10 protein-coding genes are annotated in these 12,584 nt (G+C 66.5%); 6 read left to right on the forward strand and 4 right to left on the reverse strand.

Features of this window, described 5'->3' with window-relative positions; translation table 11 throughout:
• Window positions 1-49 precede the first annotated feature (49 nt).
• On the reverse strand, window positions 50-1,213 hold the full coding sequence (locus EH199_RS09000) for an AraC family transcriptional regulator (RefSeq protein WP_190287193.1): 1,164 nt from the start codon (window positions 1,211-1,213) through the stop codon (window positions 50-52).
• Between EH199_RS09000 and EH199_RS09005 the strand changes: the two genes are divergently transcribed.
• The 3 genes from EH199_RS09005 to EH199_RS09015 all read left to right on the forward strand — a co-directional run bounded on the left by EH199_RS09005 (window position 1,179) and on the right by EH199_RS09015 (window position 5,723).
• Entirely contained in the window at window positions 1,179-3,737 is a 2,559-nt protein-coding gene (locus tag EH199_RS09005; protein ID WP_124808918.1) for a TonB-dependent receptor, read from the forward strand. The two genes, EH199_RS09000 and EH199_RS09005, sit on opposite strands and share 35 nt — an antisense overlap.
• 121 nt (window positions 3,738-3,858) lie before the next feature.
• Window positions 3,859-4,884, forward strand: coding sequence for an aromatic ring-hydroxylating dioxygenase subunit alpha (locus EH199_RS09010; RefSeq protein ID WP_124808919.1), 1,026 nt, complete (start codon window positions 3,859-3,861; stop codon window positions 4,882-4,884).
• Window positions 4,885-4,961: 77 nt separating this feature from the next.
• Window positions 4,962-5,723 carry a UTRA domain-containing protein gene (locus tag EH199_RS09015; RefSeq protein ID WP_199558037.1) on the forward strand — a complete coding sequence of 254 codons (762 nt, stop codon included), beginning with the start codon at window positions 4,962-4,964 and terminating at the stop codon, window positions 5,721-5,723.
• A 9-nt stretch (window positions 5,724-5,732) separates the two neighbouring features.
• Here the strand turns inward: EH199_RS09015 and phnX are convergent, their stop codons facing one another.
• From phnX to EH199_RS09030, 3 genes are read right to left on the reverse strand one after another with little or no spacing between them, the layout of a single operon-like run.
• Window positions 5,733-6,521, reverse strand: coding sequence for a phosphonoacetaldehyde hydrolase (gene phnX, locus EH199_RS09020; RefSeq protein ID WP_223806567.1), 789 nt, complete (start codon window positions 6,519-6,521; stop codon window positions 5,733-5,735).
• A complete protein-coding gene (locus EH199_RS09025) occupies window positions 6,518-7,636 on the reverse strand; it encodes a TIGR03364 family FAD-dependent oxidoreductase (protein WP_223806568.1) in 1,119 nt (372 codons plus the stop codon). Before EH199_RS09025 ends, phnX begins: the two co-directional genes overlap by 4 nt.
• Complete coding sequence (locus tag EH199_RS09030; protein WP_124808921.1) at window positions 7,629-8,873, reverse strand: DUF5690 family protein; 1,245 nt, start codon at window positions 8,871-8,873, stop codon at window positions 7,629-7,631. The genes EH199_RS09025 and EH199_RS09030 overlap by 8 nt, the downstream gene beginning before the upstream one ends.
• Before the next feature lie 247 nt (window positions 8,874-9,120).
• Here EH199_RS09030 and EH199_RS09035 point away from each other — a divergent pair, with 247 nt between their 5' ends.
• The 3 genes from EH199_RS09035 (at window position 9,121) to EH199_RS09045 (ending at window position 12,508) form a co-directional block, all read left to right on the forward strand.
• The gene (locus tag EH199_RS09035) at window positions 9,121-9,525 is read left to right on the forward strand and encodes a hypothetical protein (RefSeq protein WP_124808922.1); all 405 of its coding nucleotides are present in this window, start codon (window positions 9,121-9,123) and stop codon (window positions 9,523-9,525) included.
• Window positions 9,526-9,662: 137 nt separating this feature from the next.
• Window positions 9,663-11,810 (forward strand): TonB-dependent siderophore receptor, encoded by a 2,148-nt coding sequence (locus tag EH199_RS09040; protein ID WP_124808923.1) that lies wholly within the window; start codon window positions 9,663-9,665, stop codon window positions 11,808-11,810.
• A 41-nt stretch (window positions 11,811-11,851) separates the two neighbouring features.
• Complete coding sequence (locus EH199_RS09045) at window positions 11,852-12,508, forward strand: energy transducer TonB (protein ID WP_223806575.1); 657 nt, start codon at window positions 11,852-11,854, stop codon at window positions 12,506-12,508.
• Window positions 12,509-12,584 lie beyond the last annotated feature (76 nt).

Raw genomic sequence — 12,584 nt, forward strand, 5'->3', positions numbered from 1 at the left:
GCGGTTCCACCTTAGGGGGTGGCGTTCGATATTCAGGAGCGGACGAACCCTAAACCCTGGATTTGCGATAGTCGCGCGGGGTAAGGCCAAGGTGCAGGCGGAAGTGGCGGGTCAGCGTTGCGGAATCGGCGAAACCCACGGCGTGAGCGATCTCGGATATCGAAACCTTGGCGAGCCGTCTGTCCGCAAGCATCTGTTCGGCGCGGTGCAGCCTGAGCGCCAGAAGCTGCTGGCCGAATGACGTGTTTTGCGTGGCGAACAGCTGGTGAAGATAGCGCAGGGAAATGCGGTTTGCGGCGGCCACATCGCGGGCGGTGAGCGAATTTTCCGTGAAGCGCTCGCTCATGACCTGACGAAGAGAGCGCAGGAGCGCGGTCTTGTGCCGGCCGATTACCATGTCCGATCGTGGGCCGAGTGCCAGCGACAGGAGATTGGCCAGTTGTTCCGCAACCATGCCGTCCTCGACGGCGTTGTAGCGGATCTCGCGCGTGCCGACCGCGAGCAGGCCGTGCGACAGGGCGGTCTTCCAGTGATTTTCACACGTGCTGCTGGCGATCAGGGGTTTGCCGGGATCGGGGATGATGCGCTTCGCCCACGGCACCGGCATTTGCATCACGATGCAGGAACAGCGTTCCGATGTGGTGAAATCGTAGCTCTCGCGCTCATCGATCAGGCACCAATCGCCTGCCGAAAGCTCGATCCTTTCGCCAAAACGATGCAGCACCATGCCGCCTTCATGGACAAGGTTGAGGTGGAAGCGGTTCTCGTTGCCGTCTGCGCGATGCGAAATGGCCTGGAAATCGGCATCGACCAGCGCGATCCGCGCAGGGCCGAGCGAGCGGATGGAAATGCTGGCGTTGAAATCGAGCTTGCGCCCGACATCAATGCGCATGTTCGAAAGGTGCGCGGCGACCTGCCCTGTCCAGAAGCTGCAGCGCTGTCCGATGGGCGCATCCGCCGTGTTGACGTGCAGTAATTCTTGCACCGGGTATTCTCGCTTTTCCCGATTTCTCCCGGAAAAGGAATAACACGAAGGCGCCATCGGTCGAAACCGGCCACGAGTGCACGTTTCACCCCGTATTTTGTGCACAGCAGGCCCTGTTTGTTGCCAATCGTCTCGACCTAAACTCCCTCCATAAGCCGGCGCCCCCGAAATGCGTCTGGCAGGGGAGGAACGCATGCGCTTCACGTCAGCAGTCAGTATAATCGCCATGGCCGTGCCGGGCCTTGTCCATGCCCAGGAAGCCGGCGGGCGATCCGCGGGCGGAAACGATGCCGGCGGCATTCAGGAGATCGTGGTGACCGCGCAGAAGCGTGCGGAAAGCGTGCAGGACGTGCCGATCGCGATTTCCGCATTCGGCGGAGCGGCGCTGCGCGAACGGGCCGTGGGCGATGTGGCGCAGCTTTCCAATGCGGCACCCAACGTCACGCTGGACGCGGGCACGCCGTTCTCCGGCTCCTCGTCCGTGCTGTCGGCGTTCATCCGGGGCATCGGCGCGAACGACTTTGCAATGAATATCGATCCGGGTGTCGGCATCTATCTCGACGGGGTCTATCTGGCACGGACGGTCGGCGCCAACCTCGATCTGCCGGATGTCGAGCGGATCGAAGTGCTCAAGGGGCCGCAGGGCACGTTGTTCGGCCGGAACACCATCGGCGGCGCGATCAGCGTGGTCACGCGCACGCCGGGCGACAAGCCCGCGTTCCAGGGCGATGTCACCACCGGGCGCTACAACCGGATCGACGTGCGCGGCTATGCCGATCTGCCGTTGAGCGATACGCTGAAGAGCTCGGTCACGTTTTCCGTCAAGAACCGTGATGGATACCAGAAGCGCATCCCCTACAGTTCGGCGACGCCCTACGTCACCGACCGGGCGGGCTCGCTGCCGCAGAGCGGCTACCGGACATCCGATCGCGAGGGCGGCCAGCACGAATGGACGATCCGCGCCAAGCTGCTGTGGGAAGCGAGTGACCGCTTCAAGGTGACGCTGGGCGGCGACTACATGAAGATCGACCAGTCCTCGATGGCCAATTCGGTGCTGGCGGTGACGTCGGGCGTGCCCGGTCCGTTCGCCGGCCTTGCCGCGAACAACATCCCCGGCACCGCGCTGGACGTGGCGACCGGCACCTCGGGCTTCCTGTTTGCCGGCCTTTACAACTTCTGCATCGGCGCCACCTCCGCCGAGATAGCCGCGCGCAACGCCGGCGCCTTGTGCGGGGTGCGGGGAACGCCGCTCAACCCGGGCGCGAACCTGCCCCCGCTCGCCAGCGTGAACGTCGACGGCAATCCGAACAACAACCGGTTGCCGTATGACAACCGCTGGGTCTCGACCGACAAGGATACCAGCTACGCCACGGGCAACAGCTTCTCCAACATGAAGGTCTATGGCTTCACCGGCGTGATGGACTACGACCTGTCCGACACGATCGCGCTCAAATCCATCACCGGCTATCGCAACATCAAGTGGGCGTCGGGCCTCGATCTCGACAATTCCCCGATGGCGATCCTGGAGCCTTCGTTCTCGCTGACGCAGAACCAGTTCAGCCAGGAAGTGCAGGTGATCGGCAGCGCGCTCGACAAGAAGCTGAACTTCGTGCTGGGTGGCTACTACTTCCGCGAGGAAGGCAAGATGCGGGACTTCGTCACGTTTTCGGAAGGCCTGCTCCAGATCATCGGGCCGAACGATCTCAAGACGAAGAACTATGCGGTGTTCGGCCAGGTCGACTGGCGCATCAGCGATCTTGTCGGCATCACCCTGGGCGGGCGCTACACGCACGAGGACAAGGACTTCATCGGCCGCCAAACCGACGCCAACGGGTTCAACTACAAGCTGTTCAATTGCCCGGTCTATGGCGATCCCTGCCAGAGCGCGCTGGGCTTCCCCGTGCAGGGCGAACCGCTGCGCTATTATGTGGGCGGAACGCAAAAGAAGAAGTTCAACAACTTCGCGCCCAAGGTCGGCATCCAGTTGCATCCCACCGATGATGTGATGGTCTATGGCTCGTGGTCGCGCGGCTACAAGACCGGCGGCTGGACCACGCGCCTTTCCAACCCGCTGCCCTATGCGCCCGATTTCAACGAGGAAAAGGCGGAGAGCTTTGAGATCGGCGTGAAGTCGACCTGGCTGGATCGCCGGCTGCAACTGAACCTCGCCGCCTTCACCACGCGGTACGATGGCATCCAGCTCAATTTCCAGCAGGGCGTGAGCCCGACCGTCCAGAACGCCGGCACCGCGCGGATCAAGGGTTTCGAGGCCGAAGCCACGATCGCGCCCGCGGGCGGGCTCACGATCAACGCGTCGGTCGGTTACACCGGTGCCTATTACACCAGCCTTCTGCCGCAGGCGATCGTCACGCCGAACCCGTTCAAGGCGGGGACGGTGGTGAACGGGGCTCTTCCCAAGACGCCCAAGTGGAAGTTCAACGTGACGCCGCGTTACAAGCTTGAGCTTGGCAGCGGCGGTGCTGTCGTGCTGCTGGCCGATTACACCCGCACCTCGTCGCTGTGGAACGATACCGAGCGCACCTACCTGCTGCGCCGGCCGGGGCTGGATATCGTCAACGCCAGTGTGACCTATCAATCGCCGTCGGGCGTATGGGACCTGGCCGTGGGCGGCACCAACATCACCAACACGCGCTACATCGTGACCGGGCAGGCGCAGATTTCCGGCGGGCAGATCTACGGCACCTGGAGCCGCCCGGCGGAATGGTACGCGAAAGTGGGCGTGAAGTTCTGAGGTCTTGCGGTTCGGCCGCGCGGGTCGGTGCGAGACTTTGCGCGGCCGGGTCCGGGAGCCTGCCCGGCAAGGTTCCCGGACCGCCCCGCACGCGGGCCGCTTCGTTGAATGGGGATGGAAAATGCTGATCCGCAATTGCTGGTACGTCGCGGGGTGGAGCCACCAGTTCGAGGCGGGCAAGCCCACCCAGCGCATGCTGCTGGGCGAACCCGTCGTCATCTGGCGCACGCAGGAGGGGGACGTGGTGGCGATGGAGGATCGCTGCGTCCACCGCCTGGCGCCGCTTTCGCTGGGCCGCATCGAAGGGAACGCGATCCGCTGCCTGTATCACGGCCTGCTGTTCGACGCGGACGGGCGCTGCCGCGAGATTCCGGGGCAGGATGCCATTCCCGGTTCCGCCTGCGTGCGGACGTACCCCGCAGTTGAGCGGAACAACTGGATCTGGGTGTGGATGGGCGATCCCGATCGTGCCGATCCTTCGCGGATCGCGCCGTCGAAAGCGCTGGACGATCCGGCATGGGTGCTGAAGACCGGTGAACTGCATTATCGGGCGCACTATTCGCTGATCAACGACAACCTGCTCGATCTCACCCACCTCGCCTATGTCCATGCGGCCAGCTTTGGCGCGGACGAGGCATGGTCGCGCAACCGCCCCAGGGTCGAACCGATCGCGGAAGGGGTGCGTTCGTCGCGCTGGATCGTCGGCACGCCGCCAACGCCGCCGCTGGGGAAGGCGGCGGAGCATGAGCGGGTCGATATCTGGACATCCTACGATTTCGTGCTGCCTGGCGTGTTCCTGCTGTACAGCGCGCTGTTCCCGACTGGCAGCGCGGAGGCGTTCGGGTACGAAGCACCCCCGGCGCACGCGCCTTCGCTGTTCGCCAATTTCACCAGCCAGGCGGTGACTCCCACCAGCGAAAGCACGACGAGCTATTACTTTTCCTGGGGGCCGGCGGCCGAGCATGGCGATGAAGCCATGGCGCAGGCGATGATCGACGTGGCAATCATGGCGTTCAACGAGGACAAGACGATGATCGAGGCGCAGCAGCGCATCATCGATACCGATCCGGGCCGCCGCGTCATGCCCACATCGGCCGACAAGGCGATCACGCTGTTCACAAGGCTGATGCAATCGCAGGACGGGTGAGACGGGACGGCGCCATTTCTGACCACGCCGCATTCCGCGTTGACCGCGCGAGGCCGGTGCTGCCATGGCTGTAGCCAATGCGCCCCAAGACGGACCTCATGGACATCACCCGCGCGCCGGATGCTTCGGACGGGCCGCAGTATATCGCGCTGCGCGACCAGATCGCGCTCAACATCGAGATGGGGCGGCTGAAGCCCGGCACGCGGCTGCCGTCCGAGCGCCAGTTCCAGACCGGTACAGGCACCGCGCGCGGCACGATCCGCGAGGCGCTGTTCCTGCTGGAAGCCGAGGGTCTGATCTACCGGCGCGACCGCAGCGGATGGTACGTCTCTCCGCCCGCCGTCACCTATGACCCGACACGCTGGGCGGGGTTCATGACCTACGTCCGCGAACAGGGCCGGACGCCCGGCACCGAGACGTTGAGCAAGCAGAGCGTGCCAGCCTCGTCAGGGCTGGCCGACATCTTCCGCGTGGCGCCCGGCGCGCCGCTGCACGTGATCGACCGTCGCCGCACTATCGACGGGCGCCCGGTGCTGGTCGAGCGCATCACCGTGGACCCGGCGCTGGCGCCGGACCTGCTTGCGCATTCGCTGGACGGGTCGCTGACGCATATCCTCACTACGGTCTATGGCGTCACCGTCACCCGCAACCGCGTGGACATGCGCCCCTGCGCGCTGGTGCGCGACGCGGCGGACGGGCTGGGCGTGAAATCGGGAACGCCCGGCCTGCTCGTGGTCCGCACCAGCTTCGACGCGCAGGGCCGCGTGGTGGAATACGATCAGGAATACTGGCGGCACGATGCGATCCGGGTCCATGTGGACCTGACCGTTCGGCCCTAGCGGGTTCCCCTAGCCGAAGCGGAATTGCGCCAGCGCTGCCGGCAGATCGGCCACGGTATCGATCACCACGTGCGCGCCCGCCGCTTCCAGCCCGGCGCGTGCCCGGGCGATCCGCTCCGCGCGGTCCGCGGGATCGAGCGCGGCCAGTTCTGCCGCCGAAAGGCCGACACCGTTGCCGCTGGCAGCCACGCCCACGGTCCAGGTTCCGGCGGCCAGCCCCTCGGCAATGCCCACTTCCGCATCGTCCACCTTGACGCAGGCGCTGGCGGGCCAGACCCCGAGTTCGACGAGATTGCGCCACAGCATCAGCGGGGAAGGGCGGCCTACCGCCGTTTCGCCCGCGCAGACCAGCATATCGGGAGCATAGCCCTGTTCGGCGGTGCGCGGCAGGATGTCGGCCATCATTTCACGCGTATAGCCGGTGCAGGAACCGATCTTGACGCCCGCCGCGCGCAAGGCGCCGGCCACATCGGCCGCGCCGGGGATCAGTTCGGCGCATTCGGCGGCCGCCGTGCGCATCATCGGGCCGACGGCGGCGAACAGTTCCTCGACCGCCGCTTCGCCGGGCGCCTGGCCGTGGCGATCGGTCCAGGCCTGGCGGACGCGCGGCGCGGCGAGGATCGAGGCGATGTGGTCGCTCTTGGCCTTGCCCATGTCGGCGCGCGCTTCCGCCTCGCTCACCGGGACGCCGGCATTCTCGAACACCTTGCACAGCGCCACCACCGGCGCGCGGCAGCCGAAATCGATCATCGTGCCCGCCCAGTCGAACACCACCGCTTTAAGGCCCGGAACCATCATGCTTTCCCCTGACTGTCGAAAAGATCGCCGACCACGTCCTCGGCCAGCGCGAAGGCGGTGGAGGCGCCGGTGCCGCTGGTAACCACGGTCAGCCGCACGCCCTCGGCCGGCGCGCGCACGATCGAATGGCCGGCGGCGGAGGCATAGGTCCCCGTCCAGCGTTCGAGAACGGCGGGCGGCGCGCCCAGCACCGCCGCGTACTGGCGCAGCATGGCCGCATCGATCGCTTCCACGGAAAAGGGATCGGGCGTGGGCGCGTAATCATGGCTGTCCCCCACGACGAGGCTGCCATCGGCGCTCTGCACCGCGATCAGGTGGATGCCCCAGCCCAGCGCCTTCGCTTCCTCGCGTTCCAGCCGGGCGCGCAAGGCCCCCGCTTCGGGCAGCGCGGCATAGCCAAGATAGCGCACCATGCTGAGATCGCTCATCACCGGCGAGGGCAGGCGCCATTCGGGGGCGGCAAGGCGCAGCATCTGCAGCTTGCAGCGGCGGATGCCTTCCTCGGCATAGATCGCTGGATAGAGCGTCGCCCAATCGTCACCCGGGCACACGAACACCGCCTCGGCTTCCAGCACGGTGCCATCGGCGCAGATCACCCGGCCACTTTCGACCTGCGCGACCGCGACGCCATAGCGGAAGGTGACCCCGTGCGCGGCTACCAGCCACGCTGCGAGCCGGGGGATCGCCTCGCGCGATTCCACGCGCAAGTCGATCGTGCTGTGCAAGGCGCCGGCCGGGGCGCTCGCCTGCGGGCACAGCTCGCCCACTTCCACTGCCGTCAGTCGCCGGCAGCCTTCGGCCATTTCGGTTTCCATGAACGCATCGAGCACGCGGCCCGCCTCGGCCCGCTGCGCCACCACGAGCAGGCCTTCCTGCTCCACGCGGATGCCCACCGGCCCGGCGACCTCGCGCCAGATCCCGGCGCTGCGCCGGGCAAGGTCCCACACCCGGCCGCGTTCCTGACCGGTCACCGTGACGAAGCCGAAATTGCGGATCGACGCGCCATTGGCCCGCGCATCGCGATCGACCACCAGCACGCGCCGTCCGCGCCGCGCGGCCGCCAGCGCGTGCGCGAGGCCGACGATCCCCGCACCTACCACGATCACATCATGCATAGCTCGCCTCATGCCTCCTGCGTGCCCGTTGCACGAAGGTCATGGCCGAACAGCATGTCAGAACCGCGACCGCCAGCGACGCGGCATAGGCGCAATCGGTGGTAAAGCGCAGCCAGTCCATGTGCGGGGCGGCCAGGTTGCGCCACACCAGCAGCGCCACGCTGCCGACGTAGCCCGAGGCGTCCGCCACGTAGATCAGGAAACCGGCGTTGCCGGCGCGGCCCAGCGCGGCGATCATCCGGTCGAACAGCATGGCGTTGAACGGGGTATAGGCCAGATAGACGCCGGCCCCGGTCACGATCATCCAGGCCAGCGGCCCGATCAGCCCCACCTGGAACGCCAGCGTGCCCAGCCCCAGCGCCGCCGCACCCAGCAGGATCAGGCCGTGCATGGCGATCAGCGCGCGCAGGTTGTCGCGCACCAGCATCAGCGCGCCCAGCCCGGCGAGCGCGATCACCGCCACCGGCATTTCGCTTTGCGAGAAGATCGCCGCCGATCCCGAATAGCCGAGCGCATTCCACAGTTCCGCGGCGAAATTGTCCCGGAAGTCACGGAACGCGGTAAGCAGGATATAGCCGCTGACCAGCAGCGCCATGGTCACGCCGTGATCGCGCATGAACGCCGCGCGGTCGGCCTTGCTCATCGGCACGCGGGCGGTGCGCTCGGCCTCGTCCTCGGGCGAAGGGGGCGGCAGCCGCTCCAGCATAAACAGCGCCACCAGCAGCACGGGCACGAACAGCACGCCCGTCGCCGCTGGCATCCAGCGTTCGGTCACGCCTTGCTGCATCAGCAGCGTCGCAACCGACTTGACCATGCCCGAGGACAGGATGAAGCTGGCGCAGAGCATCGCGCCCAGCAGTTCGGACACGCGGCGCCCTTCGACATAGCTGAACACCAGCCCCCAGATCATGCCCAGCGGCAACCCGTTGAGGAACAGGCAGGGCAGGCCCCAGACCGGGGGCAGCACCGCGAAGCCCACCAGCGCCAGCCACGACGCGCCGACCAGCGCGGCGATGGCGCGGGCGCGGCCGGTGCGGCCGAATTCGGCGATCACCTTGATACCGATCAGCTTGGACACGGCGTAACCCAGAACTTGCGCGATCAGCAGCGCCGACTTGTAGTCCAGCCCCAGCGGATGCAGCCCGACATCGCCGAACGTCGCCGCCGCGATCGGCTTGCGGAAGGCGTACATTGCGAAATAGGCGCTGAACGCGGCCAGTCCGCCCAACAGCAGCATGGGCCAATCCGTGGAACCGTGGCCGGATGAACTCTGACCGGTCGTTTGATGGGAGGGGGATGGATTCGCGGGGATCATGCATCTGGTATGGACCAGATGTGAGGCAGTAAGGTGACACCTCGCCGTCAGCGATGGCCGTGCGGTTTCGTTCCGATGCTGGAGGTCCACGGGTGTCGGCGAGCGCTGGAAGTGGGTTTTTGATATGCATTAATGACAGGGGGGCGTCGCAAGGTTATGCGCGCCGGCGATGACCCTCGTGCGTTCCTTCCTGATGCGGCACCGCGCCTTCGCCATTGCGCTGGTCGCGGCAGCGCTGTGCCTGAAGGCACTGGTGCCGGCGGGGTACATGCTTGGGCAAAGCGCAACCGTGCTCACCATACTGGTGTGCGAAGACGGCACGGGCAGCCATGCCGCGAAGGACGTGGTCGTGCCGCTGAAGCGCGACGGGCCCGGTCCGTCCTCGCAGCAGCACAAGGGCGAATGCCCGTTTTCGTCGCTGTCCATGGCGTCGATGGCCGCGCCGGGGCCGGTGCTTCTGGCACTGGCGCTGGCCTTCATCCTGGCGCTGGGCTTCGCGCCGGTCCGACAGCCGGCACGCAGGCGCGCGGATCGCATTCGGCCACCCTTGCGCGGTCCGCCCGCGCGCGCCTGATTTCCTCCGCGTTCGTCTCATAGGCTGCCGGCGTCTGCCGCCGTCAGCGAAAATTTTGCGCGCCGCTCTTCGGAGCGTGTGACCGCGCGCTTTGCGGGATGCCGGCCGCAATCGGGCCGCCCCCTGAAAGGAATATCATGTCGTTTTGCGTTCGCCCGCTGCGGGCCTTTCTTGGCGCCACGTCGGCGCTCCTGCCCCTTGCCGTCCACGCGCAGGAGGCCAGCCAGCTTCCCCAGGTCGATGTCGAGGCGGGCACCCCGGCCGATGCCGTCGCCTCAGCACCAGTTACCGGCCGGACCTTGTCCGAGGCGGACATTCGCCGTCTCCAGCTTTCCACCAGCGACACGGCCGCGCTGCTACGCTGGATTCCCGGCGTCAGCGCCAACAGCGGTGGCGGCTTTTCGTCGATGCCGGTCATCCGCGGGCTGAACGAACAGCGCCTGCGGATCACGGTGGATGGCAGTCCGATCGATTTCGCCTGCCCCAACGACATGAATTCTCCGCTGTCCTACACCGATCCCCAGTCGATCCACGCGATCAGGGTCGTGCCCGGCGTCGCGCCGGTCAGCATGGGTGGGGACAACATCGGCGGGATCATCGCCGTGGAAAGCGCCGCGCCGCGCTTCGCCACCGGCGGCGGAACGCTGCTGACCGGCACGATGTCGGCCTTTTATCGCTCGAACGGCGATGGCTTCGGCGGCGCGGCGCAACTGACCGTTGCGGGCGAGCGGCTGAGCGCCACCTACACCGGCTCCTACACCCAGTCGGACCGTTACAAGGGCGGGGGCGATCTGGGCCTTGTCCGCTCTACCGAATTCGCCAAGACGGATCAGGCGCTCGCGCTGGCCTATCGGAGCGACATCGGCCTGTTCCGTCTCAAGGGCGGCTACCACTTCTCGCCTTACGAGGGCTTCGCCAACCAGGCGATGGACATGGTCTCCAACACGTCATGGTTCCTCAACTTCGGATACGAGGGCGAGTTCGACTGGGGCTCGGCGAAGTTCACCGCGGACTACCGGGATACCGACCACGAGATGAACTTCCTCAAGGACAAGATGCCGGCCAACATGCCGATGAACACCGAAGTGCACACCTTCAGCACCGCGCTGAGGCTGGAATTCCCCGTCTCCCGCCATGAAACGCTGCGCCTTGGCGGCGAGTATCATCACCAGTGGCTCAACGATTACTGGCCGCCGGTCGCCGGCAGCATGATGATGGGGCCGAACACCTATCTCAACGTCAATGCCGCGCATCGCAACCGGCTGGGGGCATTCGCCGAGTGGGAGCGGCACTGGAGCGATCGTCTTTCCAGCGTCGTGGGCGTTCGTCTCGATCACGTCACCATGAACACGGGCAATGTTCAGCCCTATTCCACCAGCATGATGAACATGGACGATGCGATGGCGGCCATGGCGTTCAATGCGGTGTCCCATGCGCGCAAGAACGACAACTGGAGCGCTTCCGCGCTGCTGAGCTACGCACCCGCCAGTGGTGTGGCGATCGAACTGGGCTATGCCCACAAGGCGCGCTCGCCCAACATCTACGAGCGCTACACCTGGGGCCGGGGCGCGATGTCCAGCCGGATGATCGGCTGGTACGGCGACGGCAACGGTTATTTCGGCGATCTCGACCTCCGGCCGGAACGCGCGGACACGGTAAGCGCGGCGATCGAGTTCCAGGGAGCGGCGCAGGGCTGGTCGCTGCGGATTGCGCCGTACTACACCCACGTCGACGACTACATCGATGCGGTGTTCGTCAAAAAGCTGACGGGCAGCATGATGACGGCCTCCCCATGGGTGCAGTTGCAGTTCGCCAACCAGCGGGCGGAGTTCTTCGGCGTGGACGTGTCCGGCCATGCCACGCTGCGCAAGGGCGCGGACCGCGACGCCACCACGCTGACCGCCTCGCTGGCCTACGTGCATGGCCAGAATCTAAGCGATGGCGGGCCGCTCTACCACCAGATGCCGCTCGACATCAAAGTGGGGCTGGAACACCGGCAGGGCGCTTTGGAAGCCGGCGTCGATCTTGAATGGGTCGCCGCCAAGAACCGCGTCGATGCCACGCGCAACGAACCACGCACGGCCGCCTATGCGCTGGTCAACCTGCGCGTGGCCTACACGCTGGGATCGGTGCGGCTGAGCGTCGAGGGCGAGAACCTGTTCGACAAGGCTTACAGCCTGCCGCTGGGCGGGGTTTCGCTGGGGGATTACAAGGCCACCGGTACGTTGCGCCCGGTTCCGGGGCGCGGGCGCTCGGTCAATGTCGGCGTTGGCGTAAGCTTCTGACCATGCGTGGCGGGGGAGACAGGCCTTGGCTGTTGTCACCGGTGGGCTTCGGCCCACTGGCCCCGCGCGTGGTGGCGCTGGTCGCCACCACGCTGCTTCACGCGCTGGTGGTGGCGGCGCTGGTGGTCGCGTACGGAGCCCGCGAAACAGGCAAGACGGCGCAACCCTTGCGGCTGACGCTGATGACGCTTTCCGCACCGCCGCCCTCCCGCCCGGTGCGGCCGTTGCACAAGCCGGCAGACGCACCCCGACGGTCGCCGGAGCGGCAGATCGTTGCCATTCCTGGCGCACGCGCACCGGTCGTGCCGGTTTCCGCTCCGCCGGCGTCGCCCGAAGGCGGCGCCTTGGCGCCCTTGCCTGTGCCGCACGCCGTGAATGCGGTTGTGGCCCCGCCCGAACCGCCTCCGCCGCCCATCGCCGAGCCGGCCGATATGCTGGCCGCTTACCGCACTCTGCTATCGCTCCACATCCGGGCGGGCAGACCACGCGGTTCCGCGTTGCGGGGCACGGTCCTAATCGCCTTCCGGATCGATCGCGGCGGCACCCTGGTGGCGAGCGACATTGCCGGGTCCAGCGGCGATCCCAATCTCGACCGGATCGCCTTGCGGATGGTGCGGCAGGCGAGTCCGATGCCCGCACCGCCCGCCGGCCTGGCAGCGGCGCAATTGGCATTCGAGGTGCCTGTCGCGTTCCATTAGGCTGGTGCCGCGCGCGCCGCATAGCCTCGCCAGATGGCTGGCGTCGAAAATCACGATCTGCTCCGTCGATCTAATT

Origin of the sequence: Novosphingobium sp. LASN5T, assembly GCF_003856955.1 — a bacterium.
Taxonomy (GTDB): domain Bacteria; phylum Pseudomonadota; class Alphaproteobacteria; order Sphingomonadales; family Sphingomonadaceae; genus Novosphingobium.